Origin of the sequence: uncultured Aquitalea sp. (assembly GCF_945957525.1) — a bacterium.
Classification (GTDB): domain Bacteria; phylum Pseudomonadota; class Gammaproteobacteria; order Burkholderiales; family Chromobacteriaceae; genus Aquitalea.
The window spans coordinates 203,669-222,687 of the sequence record NZ_CAMFLA010000007.1; the positions used below are offsets into that span (position 1 = coordinate 203,669).

Annotated in this window: 18 protein-coding genes; 7 read left to right on the forward strand and 11 right to left on the reverse strand. The window is 64.6% G+C overall.

The window, feature by feature from the left end:
* Positions 1 to 130: 130 nt before the first annotated feature.
* Complete coding sequence (aroG, locus tag Q0P52_RS09065; protein ID WP_293760914.1) at positions 131 to 1,207, forward strand: 3-deoxy-7-phosphoheptulonate synthase AroG; 1,077 nt, start codon at positions 131 to 133, stop codon at positions 1,205 to 1,207.
* Positions 1,208 to 1,276: 69 nt separating this feature from the next.
* Positions 1,277 to 1,720 carry a GNAT family N-acetyltransferase gene (locus tag Q0P52_RS09070; RefSeq protein WP_293760917.1) on the forward strand — a complete coding sequence of 148 codons (444 nt, stop codon included), beginning with the start codon at positions 1,277 to 1,279 and terminating at the stop codon, positions 1,718 to 1,720.
* Here the strand turns inward: Q0P52_RS09070 and Q0P52_RS09075 are convergent.
* Positions 1,717 to 2,685: a DMT family transporter gene (locus tag Q0P52_RS09075; RefSeq protein ID WP_293760920.1), complete on the reverse strand. Its 969-nt coding sequence runs from the start codon at positions 2,683 to 2,685 to the stop codon at positions 1,717 to 1,719. The genes Q0P52_RS09070 and Q0P52_RS09075 overlap by 4 nt on opposite strands.
* A 296-nt stretch (positions 2,686 to 2,981) precedes the next feature.
* On the opposite strand from Q0P52_RS09075, the gene Q0P52_RS09080 reads away from it, so the two are divergent.
* Positions 2,982 to 3,920, forward strand: coding sequence for a LysR substrate-binding domain-containing protein (locus Q0P52_RS09080; protein ID WP_293760923.1), 939 nt, complete (start codon positions 2,982 to 2,984; stop codon positions 3,918 to 3,920).
* Here the strand turns inward: Q0P52_RS09080 and mobA are convergent.
* The 9 genes from mobA to tkt all read right to left on the reverse strand — a co-directional run bounded on the left by mobA (position 3,871) and on the right by tkt (position 12,053).
* Positions 3,871 to 4,455 carry a molybdenum cofactor guanylyltransferase MobA gene (gene mobA / locus Q0P52_RS09085; RefSeq protein WP_293760926.1) on the reverse strand — a complete coding sequence of 195 codons (585 nt, stop codon included), beginning with the start codon at positions 4,453 to 4,455 and terminating at the stop codon, positions 3,871 to 3,873. The genes Q0P52_RS09080 and mobA overlap by 50 nt on opposite strands.
* A complete protein-coding gene (gene moaE / locus Q0P52_RS09090) occupies positions 4,452 to 4,910 on the reverse strand; it encodes a molybdopterin synthase catalytic subunit MoaE (RefSeq protein WP_293760929.1) in 459 nt (152 codons plus the stop codon). The genes mobA and moaE overlap by 4 nt, the downstream gene beginning before the upstream one ends.
* Before the next feature lies 1 nt (position 4,911).
* The gene (gene moaD / locus Q0P52_RS09095; RefSeq protein WP_293760932.1) at positions 4,912 to 5,163 is read right to left on the reverse strand and encodes a molybdopterin converting factor subunit 1; all 252 of its coding nucleotides are present in this window, start codon (positions 5,161 to 5,163) and stop codon (positions 4,912 to 4,914) included.
* A complete protein-coding gene (locus tag Q0P52_RS09100; protein ID WP_293760935.1) occupies positions 5,160 to 5,300 on the reverse strand; it encodes a hypothetical protein in 141 nt (46 codons plus the stop codon). The genes moaD and Q0P52_RS09100 overlap by 4 nt, the downstream gene beginning before the upstream one ends.
* 206 nt (positions 5,301 to 5,506) lie before the next feature.
* Complete coding sequence (fba, locus tag Q0P52_RS09105) at positions 5,507 to 6,571, reverse strand: class II fructose-bisphosphate aldolase (protein ID WP_293760938.1); 1,065 nt, start codon at positions 6,569 to 6,571, stop codon at positions 5,507 to 5,509.
* 127 nt (positions 6,572 to 6,698) lie between these two features.
* Positions 6,699 to 7,325 (reverse strand): LysE family translocator, encoded by a 627-nt coding sequence (locus tag Q0P52_RS09110; protein ID WP_293760940.1) that lies wholly within the window; start codon positions 7,323 to 7,325, stop codon positions 6,699 to 6,701.
* Positions 7,326 to 7,376: 51 nt separating this feature from the next.
* Positions 7,377 to 8,552, reverse strand: a complete 1,176-nt coding sequence (locus tag Q0P52_RS09115; protein WP_293760942.1) for a phosphoglycerate kinase — start codon at positions 8,550 to 8,552, stop codon at positions 7,377 to 7,379.
* Positions 8,553 to 8,945: 393 nt separating this feature from the next.
* Positions 8,946 to 9,959 (reverse strand): type I glyceraldehyde-3-phosphate dehydrogenase, encoded by a 1,014-nt coding sequence (gap, locus tag Q0P52_RS09120; protein ID WP_293760945.1) that lies wholly within the window; start codon positions 9,957 to 9,959, stop codon positions 8,946 to 8,948.
* Positions 9,960 to 10,064: 105 nt separating this feature from the next.
* Complete coding sequence (gene tkt / locus Q0P52_RS09125; RefSeq protein WP_293760947.1) at positions 10,065 to 12,053, reverse strand: transketolase; 1,989 nt, start codon at positions 12,051 to 12,053, stop codon at positions 10,065 to 10,067.
* Positions 12,054 to 12,341: 288 nt separating this feature from the next.
* Between tkt and Q0P52_RS09130 the strand changes: the two genes are divergently transcribed.
* Positions 12,342 to 13,100: a BPSS1780 family membrane protein gene (locus tag Q0P52_RS09130; RefSeq protein WP_293760949.1), complete on the forward strand. Its 759-nt coding sequence runs from the start codon at positions 12,342 to 12,344 to the stop codon at positions 13,098 to 13,100.
* Here Q0P52_RS09130 and Q0P52_RS09135 read toward each other — a convergent pair.
* Positions 13,086 to 13,562 (reverse strand): GNAT family N-acetyltransferase, encoded by a 477-nt coding sequence (locus tag Q0P52_RS09135; protein WP_293760952.1) that lies wholly within the window; start codon positions 13,560 to 13,562, stop codon positions 13,086 to 13,088. The genes Q0P52_RS09130 and Q0P52_RS09135 overlap by 15 nt on opposite strands.
* A 100-nt stretch (positions 13,563 to 13,662) precedes the next feature.
* Between Q0P52_RS09135 and parC the strand changes: the two genes are divergently transcribed.
* The 3 genes from parC to Q0P52_RS09150 are packed head-to-tail and all read left to right on the forward strand — an operon-like array spanning position 13,663 to position 18,927.
* On the forward strand, positions 13,663 to 16,038 hold the full coding sequence (gene parC / locus Q0P52_RS09140) for a DNA topoisomerase IV subunit A (RefSeq protein ID WP_293760955.1): 2,376 nt from the start codon (positions 13,663 to 13,665) through the stop codon (positions 16,036 to 16,038).
* 2 nt (positions 16,039 to 16,040) lie between these two features.
* Positions 16,041 to 17,591 carry a HAMP domain-containing sensor histidine kinase gene (locus Q0P52_RS09145; RefSeq protein WP_293760957.1) on the forward strand — a complete coding sequence of 517 codons (1,551 nt, stop codon included), beginning with the start codon at positions 16,041 to 16,043 and terminating at the stop codon, positions 17,589 to 17,591.
* Positions 17,584 to 18,927, forward strand: coding sequence for a sigma-54 dependent transcriptional regulator (locus Q0P52_RS09150; protein ID WP_293760959.1), 1,344 nt, complete (start codon positions 17,584 to 17,586; stop codon positions 18,925 to 18,927). The genes Q0P52_RS09145 and Q0P52_RS09150 overlap by 8 nt, the downstream gene beginning before the upstream one ends.
* Positions 18,928 to 19,019: the final 92 nt, after the last annotated feature.

A 19,019-nucleotide genomic window follows, 5' to 3' on the forward strand; every position in this document is an offset into this window, starting at 1 on the left:
CCACCCGGAAACGGTGGCGCTTTTGTTTTTTCTATCACGTCGCAATCAGGTATAGGGGCTTGTCCTGTCCGACAGAATAAGGGTATCTTGCTGCTAAGCAACGTAGAAAACGATATCGCAAGGGACAAACATGCAACGCCAGACAGACGACGTCAGAATCAGCGAAATCAAAGAGTTACTTCCGCCCATCGCCCATCTGTACGAACTCCCCATCACCGAGACCGCTTCCGAAGTCATTTACAGCACCCGCAAGGACATCGCCGCCCTGCTGCGCGGCGAGGATGACCGCCTGCTGGTCGTGATCGGCCCCTGTTCCATCCACGACGCCGACGCCGCCATCGAATACGCTCGTCGTCTGTCCGCGCTGCGCAACAGCCTGGCCGGCGAGCTGGTGGTGGTGATGCGCGTGTACTTTGAAAAGCCGCGCACCACGGTGGGCTGGAAGGGTCTGATCAACGACCCGCACCTGAACGAGTCCTACGACATCAACACGGGCCTGCGCATGGCGCGTCGGCTGCTGCTGACGCTCAACGACATGGGTATTCCGGCGGCCACCGAATTCCTCGACATGATCACGCCGCAGTACTTCGCCGACCTGATCAGCTGGGGCGCCATCGGCGCGCGCACGACGGAAAGCCAGGTACACCGCGAACTGGCCTCCGGTCTGTCCTGCCCGGTGGGCTTCAAGAACGGCACCGACGGCAATCTGAAGATCGCCGTGGACGCCATCCGCTCCGCCAGCGTGCCGCATCATTTCCTGTCGGTGACCAAGACCGGTCACTCCGCTATTGTCGCCACCGGCGGCAATCCGGATTGTCACGTCATCCTGCGCGGCGGCAAGGAACCCAACTATTCGGCCGAGCATGTGCGCGCCGCCGCCGCCGAACTGGCCGCCGTAGGCTTGTCGCAAAAACTGATGGTGGACTTCAGTCACGCCAACAGCCGCAAGGACTACCGTCGCCAGATGGAAGTAGCGGAAGATGTGGCCGGCCAAATGGCCAGCGGCGATACCCATATCTTCGGTGTGATGGTGGAAAGCCATCTGGAAGAAGGCCGTCAGGATCTCAAGCCGGGCTGCGAACTGAAGTACGGTCAGAGCATTACCGACGCCTGCATCGGCTGGGACGATACCGAGAAGCTGTTGCGCACGCTGGCGGACGCCGTCAAAGCGCGACGCGCCCGCGTGGGCGAGCCGGCCGGCAAGTAACACCTTGCGGCGTCGCCATGAAAAACCGCCTTGCAATGCAAGGCGGTTTTGTCATTTCAGGGAGGGGTGATGATAACCATCAGGCCATTGAACGAGCAGGACTTGCCTGCCCTGCTGTCGCTGTATGACGAGTTGCATCCAGGGGAGGCGGGCAGGTCGGCAGATGAAGACGCGCGGCGGCAGTGGGGTCGTCTAGTCGCGCATGAGGGCACCGTGTGTCTGGGGCTATTCCGGGCCAATCTGCTTGTCGCAAGTTGTGTTTTGCACGTTTTACCCAACTTGACGCGGGGCGGGAGGCCATACGCCTTGTTGGAAAATGTCGTCACCGCCAGTGCGCATCGCCGTCTGGGGTTTGGGCGCCAGTTGTTGATTGCCGCACAGGAAGCCGCCTGGCGACAAGGTTGCTACAAAGTAATGTTGCTGACGGGCAGGCTGGATGAGGGAACCGCAGCTTTTTATCGGACTGCCGGCTTTCTTGATAACGAGAAAAAAGGATTCATTGCACGGCCTTAGCCCGCCTGACGCGCAGGTGCCAGCGGCATATCGTCCCGAAGCGCAGGCCTGGCGTGGCAGCGGGCGGCCCAGCAGACGCCGCCCAAGAGCAACAGCAAGGAGGCCAGCTCCAGCGGCTTCGGCCAACGTTGCAGCCAGACAAAGCCATACAGCAGGGCAAAGACCGTTTCAAATACGATGAGCTGGCCGGACAGGGTGGGCGGCAGGCGGCGCGCGGCGGCATACCAAAGCGCGTTGGCCAGCCAGGAGCCACCGAGCGCCATGCCGGCGCAGGCCAGCCAGAACGCCGCCCAGTCGCCGCCGTTCGCTGCGCTGCGCGTCAGCGGCAGGCCGGCCGCCAGCGCGGCGGCGCCCAGCAGCAGCGCGCCCAGTCCCGTCATCATGCCCAGCAGAATGGACCATTCGTGGCTGTCGAAACGCGGATGCCGGCGCAGGTGGCGGGCATTGCTGGCGGCGAAGTGGCTCCAGCAGGCCAGCGCGCCCAGCGCGCAGGCCACGCCGCTTAAGCGCTCGGAGAGCGCATGGCCGGCGTCCGGCAGGGCGAAGGTGTCGATGTTGATGCAGACAATGCCCGCCAGCACCATCAGCAGCGGGCCTTTGAGATCGGACAGCGCTATGGCACCCTCGTCGCCACGGCCCAGCAGGGTGATGGTGACCGGCAGCACCCCCACGATCAGCGTGGCCGGCGCAATGCCCACCAGCTGGATGGCGGCGGCTAGCAGGATGAAGTAAAGCAGGTTGCCGCTGATAGACAGCAGCGCCAGCGCGCGCATATCGCTGCGGCCAACCTTGGCGCGCAGCGTATGGCGCAGCGGCCAGGCCAGCAGCAGCGATGCCAGACCATAGAGCGCGAAACGCGTTACCGTCAGCAGCCAGGGGCTGAATCCGGGCAGCCATTGCGGCACCATCAACACCAAACCCCACATTGCGCCTGCCAGCGCCGCGCTGGCGATACCCCGCTTCATGTTCCGCTTCCTTTTGTGCTGGCCGGCCCCCGCATGGCGGACCGGCGTGTCAGACTGATCGTGTGCTGACCGAAGCGCCGGGCAAGCCGCTATCGGCGCGGCTTGCTGGGTGGTCAGTGGCGTACAGCCTAAAGCGGCTACTGTTGGGGCGACAAAGGATATCGCGGCATGTGTGCATTCCCTGTGGGAATGGCTTGTGCCGTCATGCCTGTTTTTTCATGATGCAAAGCCCAGTATGAGATTCTCTGTGGGAATGCCAAGCTCTCCGGGTAAGCACTTGCCCAAGGACCAATGCCATGAGCCGTTATCTGAAAAACCTGCCGCCGTTGGACACGCTGATCCACTTTGAGGCCGTGCTGCGCAACGGCAGTTTCACCAAGGCGGCTACCGAGCTGTGCGTAACGCAAAGCGCGGTCAGCAAGCAGGTGCGCGCGCTGGAAGACTGGCTAAAGTTGCCCTTGTTCGAGCGCCAGGTGCGCGGCATCACGCCCACGCCGGCCGGGCATGCGCTCTACCGGGAGCTGCAACCTCTGTTGCAAGGCTTGCTGCGCGGCGTGGCGCGCCTGCAGGCGGAACACAACAGGCACACGCTTACCGTCAACTGCACACACGCGGTGGCGCAGTTTTGGCTGTTTCCCCGGCTGGTGGCTTTTTCCCAGCAGCACCCGGACATTACCGTCAACATCCACGCCAGCAACAGCATGGATGAGGCCAGCGTGGCCGAGTACGACTTCGCGGTGTTTTACGGCGATGGCGGCTGGAGTTCGCTGGCCGCCGAGCCGCTGTTTGCCGAAGAGGTGTACCCGGTGCACAGCGCCCGCCTGCAGTACCCGGACATTGCCGCGCCGGAAGAGTTGGCGGCGCTGCCGCTGATCCAGCTGGATTCCTCCGCTTGGAACTGCATCAACTGGCATGACTGGTTTGCGCACTTCGGGCGGGAATACACGCCGCCGGAACGGGCGGTGATGTTCAATCAGGTGACGCTGGCGTTCAACGCCGTATTGCAGGGGATGGGCATCGGCCTTGGGTGGGCCTTCATGTGCGAGGACTTGCTGGCGCAGGGCGCGTTGCGGCGCCTGGGGCCGTACGCCTTTGTCAGCGGCAAGCAGGATTTTCTGGTGCATCCGAAGCACAAGACGCTGAGCGACAACGCGCGCCTGTTCAAGAACTGGTTGCTGGAAAGCGTCAGTCAGGCCAGTGCGCCGCCAGGGTCGCCAGCGCTGCTGGCGTATTGAGATTGGGCAGCGGTTCTGCGCTGTATACCGTTGTGTGGCGCAGGCTTTGCAGCCAGCCGCGGATGGAGCGCCCCCCCTCCCGCAAGTAGCTGCTGAGCGAGTCTTGCAAGCCGCCGCGAGCCAGCAGCACGCCGGGCTGCCAGCCGTCGTCATCGCGCAGGCTGACCACATCATGGCCGTTGGCCAGCGCATCGGTCAGGCTTTGCGCCAGCTCCTTCGGCAAACGTACCGCGTCGCAAGGCACGGTCAGCAGGCGGCTGCCGGGTTCCGCCTGCATGGCGCTGAGCAGGCCGGCCAGGGGGCCGGGAAAATCCGGCAGGCTGTCCGGCAGCACCGGGAAGCCGAAGCGGGCATAGTCGTCCAGATGGCGGTTGGCGGAAATGAGGATGCGCTGCGGCGGCAGGCTTTGCGCTTGCAGGGCAGCCAGCGCGTGCGCCGTCAGCGGCCGGCCCGCCAGCGGCAGCAGTCCCTTGTCGCGGCCTTGCATGCGCAGCGCGCGGCCGCCGGCCAGGATCAGCGCGGTATAGGCGGTCATTGCCAGCGCACGGCCGCGCTGTCGTCGCTGGCCTTGGCTTCCACCCACAGGCTGGCGCCGTCGCGCAGGATTTCGCGCTTCCAGAACGGGGCGCGGGTTTTCAGAAAGTCCATCAGGAATTCGCAGGCGGCAAAGGCATCCGCGCGGTGCGCGCTGGCGGTGACCACCAGTACGATGGGTTCGCCCAGCGCCAGCCGGCCCACGCGATGAATGAGGGTGGCGGCCTGCAGCCGCCAGCGTTCGCGGGCTTCTTCCACAATGGCCGCCAGCGCTTTTTCCGTCATGCCAGGATAGTGTTCCAGTTCCAGCGCCGTTACGTTTTCGCGGTCGCCGTGATCGCGCACCAGGCCGCTGAAGCTCACTACCGCGCCGCAGGCGGGGTTGGCCGAAAGCCGGTTGATTTCTTCGCCCGCGTCAAAGCGGGCTGCTTGCACTTGTATGGTAAAGCCCGACATTTCAGCCCCCGGTGACGGGCGGGAAGATCGCTACTTCGTCGCCGTTGCTCAGTGTGGTGGCCGGCACGGCGATGTCCTGATTCACCGCCACGCGGAACACCTTGCCGGCGGCCAGCTCTTCCGCCCACGCGCCGCCGCGCAAGCGCAGCTCCACCAGCAGCTCTTCAACTGTGGCGGCCTCGGTGTCGAGTTTTTCTCCGCTCTGGCCGAATGCTTCGCGTAGGCGGGCGAAATACAGCAGGGATAGTGTCATGGCGCGTCTGCCTCGTCGTGTTGGCGTTTGCCGTGGCCCATGAGCATGACCCACAGGTGAAAACCCAGCCCGGCCAGCGGCACCAGCGCGAGCAGGATGACGAAAAACCACTCGAAAGGGGATAAGAGTTCGCTCATTGCCCGAGTGTAAGCAATCGGCGCAGGCAAGCCAATGCTGCCGATGGCGGAGGCGCGGCGACGAAAGGACTAGACGCCGGGGTTGGCGACGGGGCGCAGGCAATGAAAAACGCGGTGGCGCGCAGGAGCGCGGCACCGCGTTGCAGCTTTGCCGGAGCGGTTCGCACGCTGGTCGGGATACTGGCCGACAAGGCGCGAACCGGGTCTTATTTGACGATCTGGGTCAGCTGGCCTTTCAGGTATAGATTGGCCATGGTGTCCAGGTTGACGGCCTTGATCTTGCTGGCCTGACCGCAGGCGCCAAAGGCTTCGTAACGGGCGATGCAGATGTCGCGCATGGCGTCGGTGGAGGCCTTCAGGTATTTGCGCGGGTCGAATTCCTTCGGGTTCTGCGCCATGAAGCGGCGGATGGCACCGGTGGAGGCCAGGCGCAGGTCGGTGTCGATGTTCACCTTGCGCACGCCGTGCTTGATGCCTTCCACGATCTCTTCCACCGGCACGCCGTAGGTCTCGCCCAGCTCACCGCCGAATTCGTTGATGATTTTCAGCCATTCTTGCGGCACGGAAGAGGAGCCGTGCATCACCAGGTGGGTGTTGGGGATGCGAGCGTGGATTTCCTTGATGCGGTCGATGCGCAGCACATCGCCAGTGGGCTTCTTGCTGAACTTGTACGCGCCGTGGCTGGTGCCGATGGCGATGGCCAGTGCGTCCACGCCGGTATCCTTCACGAAGCGGGCGGCTTCTTCCGGGTCGGTCAGCAGTTGGCTGTGATCCAGTACGCCTTCCGCGCCCACGCCGTCTTCCTCGCCGGCCATGCCCGTTTCCAGGCTGCCCAGGCAGCCGATTTCACCTTCCACCGACACGCCGCAGGCGTGAGAGAAGTTGACCACGGTGCGGGTTACTTCCACGTTGTAGTCGTAGTTGGCCGGCGTTTTGCCGTCACTTTTCAGCGAGCCGTCCATCATCACGGAGGAGAAACCCAGCTGGATGGAGCGTTGGCACACGTCCGGGCTGGTACCGTGATCCTGGTGCATCACTACCGGGATGTGCGGGAATTCTTCCACGGCGGCCAGGATCATGTGGCGCAGGAAGGGCGCGCCGGCGTATTTGCGGGCGCCGGCGGAGGCCTGCACGATCACCGGGGCGTCGCACTTGTCGGCGGCTTCCATGATGGCGCGCATCTGTTCCAGATTGTTCACGTTGAAGGCGGGCAGGCCGTAGCTGAACTCCGCCGCATGGTCCAGCAGCTGACGCATGGATACGAGTGCCATGAAAGTCTCCTGATTGTCGGCGCAGCCCTGATGGCGGCGCCGGGTCTGTTCGAATGACCAGCGCGTTAGCGGCGCGCCGGCCTGATGTGAAAATCGTTGCCGGCACGGGGCCGGCGTGTTGTGGCGATCAGTGGCGCGAGACGCCGGTCAGCAGCACTCCGGCGCCCATGAAGGCGCCGCCGGAGACCTTGTTCACCATTTTCAGCCGGCTGGCGGTATTGAGCCAGCCTGCCAGCCGCGCCCCGCCGCTGGCGTAGGCAAACTGCCAGGAGGCCTCGATCACGTAGAACGTGGCGGCCAGAATGGCCAGCTGCGGGCCTTGCGGCAGTCGCGCGTCCATGAACTGCGGAAACAGCGCGGTAAAGAAAATGAAGGCCTTGGGGTTGCTCATCGCCACCAGAAAGCCGGTGCGGAACATCATCCACGGCGTGTGGGCGCTGTTGTCGTCAGCCACTTCTTGCACTTGCTTGGGTTCTGCGCGCCAGGTTTTGATGCCCAGCCAGATCAGATAAGCCGCGCCGGCGTATTTTACCAGCGAAAACAGCTTTTCCGAGGCAGCCAGCAGCGCGCCGAGGCCGGCGGCGGAGCCCAGCATCACGATGCCCAGCGCCGTCATCAGCCCAAGGCAGGTGACGGTGGTGCGGCGCACGCCGTGATGAATGCCGTGGGTCATGGCCAGCAGCATATTGGGCCCGGGAGTGGCGGATACAAAGAAAACAGTGGTGACAAACAGCAGCCAGGTGTTGAGCGGCATCGCGGATCTCCTTCAGGTGGGTGAACGGGGCCGTAGCCCCGGCTGAATGGATCAGGCTGCGCGTTCGGCCAGAATGGCTACCGCCGGCAGTTCCTTGCCTTCTAGGAATTCCAGGAAAGCGCCGCCGCCGGTGGAGATGTAGCTGATGTCGTCGGTAATGCCGAATTTGGCGATGGCCGCCAGCGTGTCGCCGCCGCCGGCGATGGAGAAAGCCGGCGAGGCGGCAATGGCTTGGGCCAGGGTCTTGGTGCCTCCGCTGAACTGTTCGAACTCGAACACGCCCACCGGGCCGTTCCATACCACGGTGCCGGCCTTGGCGATGATGGCGGCCAGCTCGGCGGCGGAGTCCGGACCGATGTCCAGAATCATGTCGTCGGCGTTGACTTCGGCCACGTTCTTGCGGGTGGCGACGGCGGTTTCGGCAAATTCGGTAGCGCATACCACGTCGCTGGGCAGCGGCACATCGCCGCCGCGCGCGCGGATTTTGGCGATGACCTTGTGCGCTTCCTCAACCAGATCGGCTTCCGCCAGCGATTTGCCAATGGCGCGGCCTTCGGCCAACAGGAAGGTGTTGGCGATGCCGCCGCCCACGATCAGTTGGTCCACCTTGTCGGCCAGCGCTTCCAGGATGGTGAGTTTGGTGGATACCTTGGAGCCGGCCACAATGGCCACCAGCGGGCGGGCCGGCGCTTGCAGGGCCTTGCCCAGTGCTTCCAGTTCGGCGGTCAGCAGCACGCCGGCGCAGGCGGCCGGGGCAAACTGGGCCACCGCGTGGGTGGATGCTTCCGCGCGGTGAGCGGTGCCGAAGGCGTCGTTGACGAAGACATCGCACAGGGCGGCGTAAGCCTTGCCCAGTTCAGCATTGTTTTTCTTCTCGCCCTTGTTCAGGCGCACGTTTTCCAGCATCACCACATCGCCGGCGGCCACGTTGAGGCCGGACTGCCAGTCGGCGGCCAGACGCACCGGTTTGCCCAAGAGGGCGGACAGACGCTCCACTACCGGGGCGAGACTGTCTTCCGGCTTGGGCTCGCCTTCGGTGGGGCGGCCCAGGTGGGTCATCAGGATGACGCCGGCGCCGGCTTGCAAACAGTGTTCGATGGACGGCAGGCTGGCGCGGATGCGGGTATCGTCGCCGATCACGCCGTTTTTGACGGGCACGTTCATGTCCACGCGGATCAGGACGCGTTTGCCAGCCAGGTTTTGTTCGGTGAGCTTGTTGAATTTCATCGCTAACTCGCTTTTAGGGGGATGGATGCAATGAGCGAACGCCGCGTCGGCAAGGACGCCGGCGCGCCGCCGGGATGCTGGTTGCGGGTTGTTTCATCACCCGCCTGCCTGCGTTGTCAACTACTGTAACGGCCTCGCCGACACCTTGAACAGATGCCAGATCAAGTAGTGTATTTATTACAGCAGCACCTCCCGACGGGGTCGCGGCGCGGCCATGGTCATCGCTTGCTGTCCTTGGCCGGCGGGAGCTGCGCTCCACCGTGCCACCGCCAGAACCGGCCCGTTGGCCGAAGGCCGCGTTCGCGGCGGCGTGCGAGCCGGTGACAAGACAAGGGGCGCCCTGCGCACCCCTGTCCGGATACAGCGCTTCCGGCGCAAGGCCGTAAGCGGGTCTTACTGGGCGGCGAACATGGCGCGAGCGGTTTTCAGCATCTGGTTGCTGAAGCCCCACTCGTTGTCGTACCAGGCCAGCACTTTCACCATATTGCCGCCGGTCACCTTGGTCAGGGTGGCGTCGAAGATGGAGGCTTCGGTGCTGTGGTTGAAGTCCATGGAGACCAGCGGCAGGGTGTTGTAGCCCAGCACGCCCTTCATCGGGCCTTCCGCGGCGGCCTTGAGGATCTCGTTGACTTCTTCCTTGGTGGTGTCGCGACCGGCCTTGAAGGTGAGGTCCACCAGCGAGACATTGATGGTGGGAACGCGCACGGCGAAACCATCCAGCTTGCCCTTCAGTTCCGGCAGCACCAGACCCACGGCCTTGGCCGCGCCGGTCTTGGTGGGGATCATGTTTTCCGTTGCAGAGCGGGCGCGGCGTAGATCCTTGTGGCGCACGTCGGTCAGCACCTGGTCGTTGGTGAAGGCGTGGATGGTGGTCATCAGGCCCTTGCCGACGCCGATGGTGTCGTTCAGCGCCTTGGCCACCGGGGCCAGGCAGTTGGTGGTGCAGGATGCGTTGGACACCACGGTCATGCCGGCGGTCAGTACCTGATGGTTCACGCCGTACACGATGGTGGCGTCGACATCATCGCCGCCCGGCGCGGAGATCAGCACTTTCTTGGCGCCGGCGGTCAGATGCGCCTGGCACTTTTCCTTGCTGGTGAAGGCGCCGGTGCATTCCAGCACCAGATCCACGTTCAGCGCGGCCCACGGCAGTTCGGCCGGGTTGCGGGTGGAGAAGAAGGGGATTTTCTCGCCGTTGATCAGCAGGTTTTCTTCATCGTGACCGATGTCGGCGGGGAAGCGGCCATGCACGGTGTCGAACTTGGTCAGGTGGGCGTTGGTGGCCAGATCGCCGGAGGCGTTGACGGCAACTACCTGGAAGTCGTTGTGCAAGTTGTATTCGTAGATGGCGCGCAGCACCTGGCGGCCGATACGGCCGTAGCCATTGATCGCGATACGGATGGTCATGCTATTTACTCTCCCGGAAAAGCCGGCGGCTCCCTGCTCAGCGCAGGTCAGATGGAGCCGCCTGAAAATAAGGCCGCCCCGGTTCGGGTGCGGCCTGTGTATTTCTTATTTGAGTACGGCGCGGGTCTTGGCGACCACGTTGTCGACGGTGAAGCCGAATTCCTTGAACAGTACGCCGGCGGGAGCGGATTCGCCGAAGTGGTCGATGCCCACCACGTCGCCTTCCAGGCCGACATACTTGCGCCAGAAGTCCGGCACGCCGGCTTCGATGGCCACGCGCGGCAGACCGGCCGGCAGCACGCTGTCGCGCCAGGTCTTGTCTTGCGCGTCAAAGACGTTGGTGCAGGGCATGGACACCACGCGCACCGCCACGCCTTCGGCCGACAGGGCTTCCTGCGCCTTCAGCGCCAGTTCCACTTCGGAACCGGTGGCGATCAGCACGGCGCGCGCGCCTGCAGCGTCGCGCAGCACATAGCCGCCGCGGCGGATGTCGGCGATCTGACCGGCGTCGCGCTGCACGAACGGCAGGTTCTGGCGGCTGAGGATCAGGCTGCTCGGTGTGGTTTTCTGTTCGATGGCGTGTGCCCAGGCCACGGCGGCTTCGGTGGTGTCGCACGGACGCCAGGTGTGGTGATTGGGGATCATGCGCAGCGTGGCCACTTGTTCCACCGGCTGGTGGGTGGGGCCGTCTTCGCCAAGGCCGATGGAGTCGTGGGTGAACACGAACACCGGGTTGATCTTCATCAGCGAGGCCATGCGCAGGGCGTTGCGGGCGTATTCGCTGAACATCAGGAAGGTGCCGCCATAGGGGCGCAGACCGCCATGCAGGGTCATGCCGTTCATGATGGCGGCCATGCCGAACTCGCGCACGCCGTAGCTGATGTAATTGCCTTGGCCTTCAGCGTTGATCCACTTGGAGCCGGACCAGTTGGTGAGGTTGGAACCGGTCAGGTCGGCCGAGCCGCCAACGAATTCCGGCAGGCTGGGGGAGAACGCTTCCAGTGCGATCTGGCTGGCCTTGCGGGTAGCCACGGTTTGTGCGGCGTCCACGATTTTGGCGATAGCGGCGTCGCGGGCTTCGGCCCAGGCGGCCGGCAGTTCGCCCTGCATGCGGCGCTCGAATTCGGCGGCCAGTTGCGGGTGGTCGGCGCGGTAGGCATCGAAGCGCTTTCGCCATTCGATCTCGGCCAGCGCGCCCTTGTCGCGGGCGCTCCAGGCGGCGTAAACGTCGGCCGGAATCTCGAACGGCGCGTGCGGCCAGTTGAGGGTTTCGCGCGCGGCGGCGATTTCAGCCGCGCCCAGCGGCGCACCGTGCACATCGTGGCTGCCCTGCTTGTTGGGCGCGCCAAAACCGATGGTGGTCTTGCAGCAGATCAGAGTCGGACGGTCAGCGCTCTTCTTGGCGGTGTCGATGGCGGTAGCCACTTCCACCGGATCGTGACCGTTGACGTTGCGGATCACCTGCCAGCCGTAGGCTTCAAAGCGGGCCGGGGTATTGTCGGTAAACCAGCCTTCAACGTGGCCGTCGATGGAGATGCCGTTATCGTCCCAGAAGGCGATCAGCTTGTTCAGGCCCCAGGTGCCGGCCAGGCTGCAGGCTTCATGGCTGATGCCTTCCATCAGGCAACCGTCGCCCAGGAACACCCAGGTGCGGTGGTCAACGATGTTGTGACCGTCGCGGTTGAACTGGGCGGCCAGCATTTTTTCGGCCAGCGCCATGCCGACGGCGTTGGTGATGCCCTGACCCAGCGGGCCGGTGGTGGTTTCAACGCCCGGCGCATAACCGTATTCCGGGTGTCCCGGGGTTTTGGAGTGCAGTTGGCGGAAGTTTTTGAGGTCGTCGAGGGAGAGGTCGTAGCCCGAGAGGTGGAGCAGGCTGTAGATGAGCATGGAGCCGTGGCCGTTGGAGAGCACGAAGCGGTCGCGGTCGGACCATGCGGGGTTGGCGGGATTGTGCTTCAGATAATCGCGCCAGAGCACTTCAGCGATGTCTGCCATGCCCATCGGGGCGCCGGGGTGACCGGATTTTGCCTTTTCCACCGCGTCCATGGACAGAAAGCGGATGGCATTGGCTAGCTCGGTTCGGGTGACCATTCGGAGAACCTCAAAAACAATGTAAGGGGGCGTGATGCAAGCAGGCGACGGAGAAACGGGCATCGCTTGTGGCGACAAACCGGATTAACCGTCGCGAAATCATGGAATTATCGCTGATTTTGTCGCATTGCGGCAACTGAAATGGCCGCTGTAGCGCAACGTTTTCATGAAGTTTCAGCCGGTGGCCATATGGTTTTCCACCCGGCTCCGCGCGGCAGGGAAACCATGTGAGGCCCGGCGCTGTCATGTACCATCCGAAACATCAACGGGCATCTGGGGAGGCCAAACATGAGCACATGGGAAACGCAGCCGGCGGAAAAACTGCCGGCCCGAGTGGCGGGAGGCCGCGGCTGGCGCTGGCTGGTGGAGGCGTTCTGGCTGGTGCGCAAGCAACCGCTGAGCTGGGTGGCCATGGCGGCCGGCTACTTGCTGATTCATTTTCTGGTGGCGCGCATCCCCATGGTGGGCGCGCCGCTCACCTTCTTCATGGCGCCGGTGTTTGCCGGCGGTTTCGTGCTGCAGGCCGATCGCGCGGCGCGCGGCGAAACGGTAAAGATGGCCGGCATGTTCGATGGCTTCCGGCTGGCTCTGCGGCCGCTGCTGAACGTGGGGATGCTGTATCTGGGGCTGATGATGCTGGCCATGCTGGTGCTGGGCGTCATCGGCGGGGCGATGGGCATCACCGTGCAGGGCGAGGGCGGTCCGGAAGGATTGCCGCAGTTGGGCGGCCCGGTGCTGGCGTTCATGCTGGTGACCGGCGCGCTGATGTTTGTGCTCAGCCTGTGCTACTGGTTTGCGCCGGCGCTGGTGACGCTGGACGGCATGGGCGCGTGGGAGGCGGTGCGCCTCAGCCTCAAGGCCGGCCTGGTTAACTGGCGCGCGGTGTTGTTCAGCGGCCTCATGCTGTCGCTGATGCTGTTTCTGGCGCTGCTGCCGCTGGGCCTCGGCCTGCTGTTGTGGTTTCCGGTGCTGTACGTCACCGCGTTTACCGGCTGGCGCGATGTATTCGGCGGCCAGCCGGTGCTGCCTGAACTAGTGGTGGACTGAGAGGCCGCCGCGCCGCATGTCGATGTGGAGGATGCCGCCGTCGTCGTAAGGCTCGGACACCGCCACGAAGCCATAGCGCTCGTACAGCCCTTGGGCATTGACCTGCGCCGACAGCATCACCGGATGTTCCGGCCACAGGCGCAGGCAGTGATGGAGGGCTTCGGCCAACAGTTGACCGCCCAGCCCTTGGCCGCGCGCCGTGGGCGCCAGCACCACCCGGCCAATGGCAACGGCGTCCGGGTATTTGCGGCCCGGCGCGATCAGCCGGGCATAGCCCACCAGCCGGCCCGCGCCGTCGCGGCCGCACAAGTGATGGCAGACGAGGTCCTCGCCGTCCACATCGCCGTAGATGGATTGTTGCTCCACCACGAAAACCTGGTCGCGCAGCTGCAGGGTTTCATACAGCGCGCGCGGGGAAAAGCCGTCGAAATCGTGGCATTGCCACTGCAAGAGGCTGGCCATAGTAGAATTGCCCTCGATCGAGTCGCCGCGCTCGCCGCCAGTCGGCCCGGCGCGGCCATGAACCAAGCCACAACCCTATCACACAAGCTGACCCTGTCCCATGAACAGCAACGATCTCTTTGACGAGCCGCCGGCCGCCGTTTCGGCCAACGTACCGCCCGCGCCGCCGGCTCAGCCGCCGGCTGCCGAAGACGCCGGCGACTGGATTCCGCTGGACCTCTACGCTGAACGCGCCTACCTCGAGTACGCGATGAGCGTGGTGAAGGGCCGCGCCCTGCCGGAAGTGGCCGATGGCCAGAAACCGGTACAGCGCCGCATCCTGTACGCCATGCGCGACATGGGCTTGGTGCACGGCGCCAAACCGGTGAAATCAGCGCGCGTGGTGGGGGAAATCCTCGGTAAATACCACCCGCACGGCGACAGCTCGGCTTACGAGGCGCTGGTGCGCATGGCGCAGGATTTCACCCTGCGTTATCCGCTGATCGACGGCCAGGGCAACTTCGGCAGCCGAGACGGCGACGGCGCGGCCGCCATGCGTTACACCGAGGCGCGGCTGACCCCGATCGCCGAATTGTTGCTGTCGGAAATCGACATGGGCACGGTGGATTTCATCCCCAATTACGACGGCGCGTTTGAAGAGCCGCGTCTGTTGCCCGCCCGTCTGCCCATGGCGCTGCTCAACGGCGCTTCCGGCATTGCGGTGGGCATGGCGACGGAAATTCCGCCGCACAACCTCACAGAAGTAGCCAACGCCTGCGTGGCCCTGCTGGACGACCCGACGCTGGACACCCGCGCGCTGATGGGCTTTATCCCCGGTCCGGACTTCCCCGGCGGCGGCCAGATCATCACCCCGGCCGACGACATCCTGTCGGCCTATGAAACCGGCCGCGGCAGCGTGCGCGTGCGTGCGCGCTGGGAAGTGGAAAAGCTGGCGCGCGGTCAGTGGCGCATCATCGTCAGCGAACTGCCGCCGGGCTCCTCGGCGCAGAAAGTGCTGGCGGAAATCGAAGAAGCCACCAATCCCAAGATCAAGGCCGGCAAGAAGGCGCTGACGCAAGACCAGCAAAACCTCAAGAAGCTGATGCTGGATCTGCTGGATCGCGTGCGCGACGAATCCGACAGCGAAAACCCGGTGCGGCTGGTGTTCGAGCCCAAGTCCAGCCGGCAGGACCCGGACGAGTTCATCAACATCCTGCTGGCGCAAACCAGTCTGGAAGGCAATGCCTCCATGAATCTGGTGATGATCGGCCTGGACGGCCGGCCGGCTCAGAAAGGGCTCAAGTCCATCCTCAGCGAGTGGATCGATTTCCGTCGCACCACCGTCACCCGTCGCTTGCAGCATCGTCTGGGTCAGGTGGAAAAGCGCATTCACATTCTGGAAGGCCGCATGGTGGCCTTCATCCACATCGATGAGGTCATCCGCGTCATCCGCGAGGCGGACGAACCCAAGCCGGAGTTGATGAAGGCGTTTGGCCTCACCGACATCCAGGCGGAAGACATCCTCGAAATCCGCCTGCGCCAACTGGCGCGACTGGAAGGCTTCAAGCTGGAGAAGGAGCTGTCGGAGCTGCGCGAAGAGCGCGAGGGTCTGCGCCACATTCTGGCCACGGCGGACGCGCTCACCAGCCTTATCCGCGATGAAATCCTGGCCGACACCGCCAAGTACGGCGACAAGCGCCGCACCGAAATCAAGGCCGCCGAGCGCGCCGTGCTCACCCAGACCGTGGCCGACGAGCCGGTCACCATCATCCTCTCGCAAAAGGGCTGGATCCGCGCCCGCGTCGGCCACAACGTGGAGTTGTCCACCCTTGCCTTCAAGGATGGCGACGGCCTGCACACTGTGCTGGAAACCCGCACCGTGTGGTCGGTGATCGTGCTGGACAACAAAGGTCGCGCCTACACGGTGGACCCGGCCGATGTGCCCACCGGTCGCGGCGACGGCGTGCCGGTCGCCTCGCTGGTGGATTTGCAGGACGGGGCCAAGCCGGCGCAGATGATCTCCGGCAAAGACGACGAACGCTTCGTGGTGGCCGGTTCGGGCGGCTACGGCTTCATCGCCAGAATCAGCGATATGGCCGGCCGGGTCAAAGCCGGCAAGGCCTTCATGACGCTGGACGCCGGCGAAGGCGTGCTGCCGCCGGTGGCCCTGCCCGCTTCGGCCAACCTTGAGGCGCTGCGGTTGGTGGCCGCCGCCGACAACGGCCGCCTGCTTGCCTTCCCCGCCAGCGAACTCAAAGAACTGGCCAAAGGCCGCGGGCTGATGCTGATGGGGCTGGAAACCGGCGAGGCTGTCACCGCCGTTGGCCTGGTGGCTGGCGACAAGGCCCTGCTGTCCACGGTATCGGTGCGCGGCAAGGCGGCGGACGAAAAGCTGGCGCTGGCGGAGTTCGACGCCAAGCGCGGCCGCAAGGGTAAGCTGATGCCGAAGAAGTGGGCGGTCAGCCGCATCATTGATATCCCGGTGGCCGACAGCTGATCATGTTCGAACGCTCCCTGCCCCTCACCCCGGACAAAACGCTGGTGTTCGTCAACGGCTTCCGCGCCGTGATGTTGCTGGTGCTGCTGGTGATGTCCACCTTGCAGGGCGGCGAGGGCAGCCCGCTGGTGGGGGGCGGTTCGCACTTTTATCTGTGGGCCGCCTGCTACGGCGCCTTCATCGCTTGCTGGTTCGTACTGCGGCGCGGCAAGCTGGCGCACACCTTGCAACTGTCGCTGGCCATTGCCGCCGACATCGTGATGATTGTGCTGCTGATGGGGCTCAACGGCGGCGTCAGAAGCGGCTACGGCATGCTGTTGTTGCCGTATCTGGCGGTGGCCGGCTTGTTGTCCTCCGGCCGGTACGCCCTCTTCTACGCCTCCATCGCCACGGTAAGCCTGTTCGGCAACGTGGCTTACGATCATTACCGTCTCGGCGCCAGCGGCGGCACGGCCGATTTGTTCCAGAGCGGCCTCTTGTCGCTGGCCGGCTTCGTCACCTCGGTGGTCACCTATCAGCTGGCCCGCATGGCGCGCGAATCGGAAGCCCTGGCGCTGCAGCGCGGCGGCGAGATCGCCAACCTCAACCGGCTCAACGAACTGGTGCTGCAAAGCCAGCGCGACGCCGTTATCGTGCTGGACGAAACCGGCACGGTGCGCCAGTTCAACGGCCAGGCTGAGCGCTATTTCCCTGGCATGGGCCGCGGCATCCTGCTGCCCGAGCTGGTGCCGGTGGTGGAACGCTGGCGCATCAACAGCCACTCTCCCCTGCCCGTTTTCATCGAACGCAATGTGCGCGGCCGGCAGCTGGCCGGCCGCATGGTGCCGGTGCTCACCGGCGAGCTGCGCGGCATGGTGGTGTTCCTGCGCGACATGGCCGACATGGCGGAAGAAGCCAAGCGGCTGAAGCTGGCGGCGCTGGGGCGGCTCACCGCCAACATCGCCCACGAAATCCGCAATCCGCTGGCGGCCATCTCGCACGCCGGCGACCTGTTGGCCGAAGGCGCGGAAGATCCGGCCGCTCAGCGTCTTACCCGCATCGTTCGCGACAACGCCCGCCGCATCAATGGCCTGGTGGAAGAAGTACTGATGCTGGGCCGGCGCGACCGGGTCAAGACCGACACCATCCGACTGTCGCAATTCCTGGCCGATTTTCTCGAGCAGTTCGGCATGGCGCAGCCGGAGGCCGCCGGCCGCATCCTCACCGAATTTCATGGCAGCCACAGCGTGTATTTCGATCGCGGCCATCTGGGACAGATTCTGTCCAATCTGGTGGCCAACGCCTGGCGGCACTCCTCGCGCGTGCACGGCTCCGTGCGCATTCAGGTGGGGACGCAGGACAGCCGCGTCTTGTTGCGCGTAGTGGACGATGGTCCGGGCATGAGCGACGATGCCCAGGCCCACCTGTTCGAACCCTTCTTCACCACGGAAAGCTCCGGCACCGGGCTGGGTCTGTATATCGCCCGCGAGTTGGCCGAAGCCAACGACGCCCGCCTCGACTACCAGCCGCCCGGCGGTGTTTTCCAACTGACATGTCATCAGGCCTATGAGTAAGCAGACCGCACGCGTCCTCGTGGTGGACGACGAACCCGATATCCGCGAGCTCCTCGAACTTACCCTCATCAAGATGGGGTTGGAGGTCGTCACCGCCGGCAATGTGGGCGAAGCCAAGGCACTGCTGGCGCGCGAGCCCTTCTCGCTGGCCCTCACCGACATGCGCATGCCGGATGGCGAAGGCATCGAGATCGTCGAATTCATCGCGGCGGAATCGCTGGACGTGCCCATCGCCGTCCTCACCGCTTACGGCAGCGCCGACAACGCCGTGCGGGCCATGAAGGCCGGCGCTTTCGACTACCTGTCCAAACCGGTCAGCCTCGCCCAGTTGCGCACACTGGTGAAGTCGGTGCTCAAGGTCGATCCGCCCGCTGGCGGCGACGGTATTGCCGCCGAACGATTGGTGGGCGATTCGCCCGCCATGCAGGACGTGCGTCGCATGGTGGAAAAACTGGCTCGCAGCCAGGCCGCCGTCTATATCAGCGGCGAATCCGGCACCGGCAAGGAGCAGGCTGCCCGACTGGTTCACGAACAGAGCGCCCGCGCGGCGCGGCCTTTCGTGCCGGTCAACTGCGGCGCCATCCCGGAAAACCTGATGGAAAGCGAATTCTTCGGCTACCGCAAAGGCGCCTTCACGGGCGCCGACAGCGACCGGGACGGCTTCTTCCAGCAGGCGGTGGGCGGCACGCTGTTTCTCGACGAAGTGGCTGATCTGCCGCTCGCCATGCAGGTCAAACTGCTGCGCGCCATCCAGGAGCGCAAAGTGCGCCGCCTGGGCAGCCCGCAAGAAGAACCGGTGGATGTGCGCATCATCTGCGCCACCCACAAGGATCTGGCCGCGCTGGTCGAAGCCGGCCAATTCCGACAGGACCTTTATTACCGGCTCAACGTGCTGCCGCTGCGCATGCCGCCGCTGCGCGAACTGCGCGAAGACATTCCGCGCTTCATCGGCGCGCTGCTCGACCGCTTCGCCGTTGACGGCCTGCGGCCACGGCTCGCGCCAGAAGCGGTCAAGCAATTGCTGGCCTACAACTACCCGGGCAATTTCCGCGAACTGGAAAACATCCTCGAGCGCGCCGTTGCCCTCGCCGGAGACGACAAGGTGGACGTCGCCGACCTGCAGCTCACCCCCTGCGACAGTGGCGCGGCCGACAGCAACGAAGCGCCGGAGTACGTTGGCGGCGAACCGCTGCAGGACTATCTGGACCGCGTCGAACGCGAAGTCATTCTTAAGGCGCTGGAAACCACCCGCTTCAACCGCACCCAGGCGGCCAAGCTGCTGGGCCTCACCTTCCGCTCCCTGCGTTATCGGCTGGATCGGCTGGGCATCAAGTAAACCCGCCTTCGGCCAACCTCTCTATAGAAGGCAGCCTGGTTCGCACACTCCATAGAGCCGGCCGGCAGCCAGTGTCACCAAGGAGCGCCCAG

Bases quoted from the DNA above. Each gene is read 5' to 3' on its own strand.
- aroG (WP_293760914.1), top strand. From the start codon at position 131: ATGCAACGCCAGACAGACGACGTCAGAATCAGCGAAATCAAAGAGTTA.
- Q0P52_RS09070 (WP_293760917.1), top strand. From the start codon at position 1,277: ATGATAACCATCAGGCCATTGAACGAGCAGGACTTGCCTGCCCTGCTG.
- Q0P52_RS09075 (WP_293760920.1), bottom strand. From the start codon at position 2,685: ATGAAGCGGGGTATCGCCAGCGCGGCGCTGGCAGGCGCAATGTGGGGT.
- Q0P52_RS09080 (WP_293760923.1), top strand. From the start codon at position 2,982: ATGAGCCGTTATCTGAAAAACCTGCCGCCGTTGGACACGCTGATCCAC.
- mobA (WP_293760926.1), bottom strand. From the start codon at position 4,455: ATGACCGCCTATACCGCGCTGATCCTGGCCGGCGGCCGCGCGCTGCGC.
- moaE (WP_293760929.1), bottom strand. From the start codon at position 4,910: ATGTCGGGCTTTACCATACAAGTGCAAGCAGCCCGCTTTGACGCGGGC.
- moaD (WP_293760932.1), bottom strand. From the start codon at position 5,163: ATGACACTATCCCTGCTGTATTTCGCCCGCCTACGCGAAGCATTCGGC.
- Q0P52_RS09100 (WP_293760935.1), bottom strand. From the start codon at position 5,300: ATGAGCGAACTCTTATCCCCTTTCGAGTGGTTTTTCGTCATCCTGCTC.
- fba (WP_293760938.1), bottom strand. From the start codon at position 6,571: ATGGCACTCGTATCCATGCGTCAGCTGCTGGACCATGCGGCGGAGTTC.
- Q0P52_RS09110 (WP_293760940.1), bottom strand. From the start codon at position 7,325: ATGCCGCTCAACACCTGGCTGCTGTTTGTCACCACTGTTTTCTTTGTA.
- Q0P52_RS09115 (WP_293760942.1), bottom strand. From the start codon at position 8,552: ATGAAATTCAACAAGCTCACCGAACAAAACCTGGCTGGCAAACGCGTC.
- gap (WP_293760945.1), bottom strand. From the start codon at position 9,959: ATGACCATCCGTATCGCGATCAATGGCTACGGCCGTATCGGCCGCCAG.
- tkt (WP_293760947.1), bottom strand. From the start codon at position 12,053: ATGGTCACCCGAACCGAGCTAGCCAATGCCATCCGCTTTCTGTCCATG.
- Q0P52_RS09130 (WP_293760949.1), top strand. From the start codon at position 12,342: ATGAGCACATGGGAAACGCAGCCGGCGGAAAAACTGCCGGCCCGAGTG.
- Q0P52_RS09135 (WP_293760952.1), bottom strand. From the start codon at position 13,562: ATGGCCAGCCTCTTGCAGTGGCAATGCCACGATTTCGACGGCTTTTCC.
- parC (WP_293760955.1), top strand. From the start codon at position 13,663: ATGAACAGCAACGATCTCTTTGACGAGCCGCCGGCCGCCGTTTCGGCC.
- Q0P52_RS09145 (WP_293760957.1), top strand. From the start codon at position 16,041: ATGTTCGAACGCTCCCTGCCCCTCACCCCGGACAAAACGCTGGTGTTC.
- Q0P52_RS09150 (WP_293760959.1), top strand. From the start codon at position 17,584: ATGAGTAAGCAGACCGCACGCGTCCTCGTGGTGGACGACGAACCCGAT.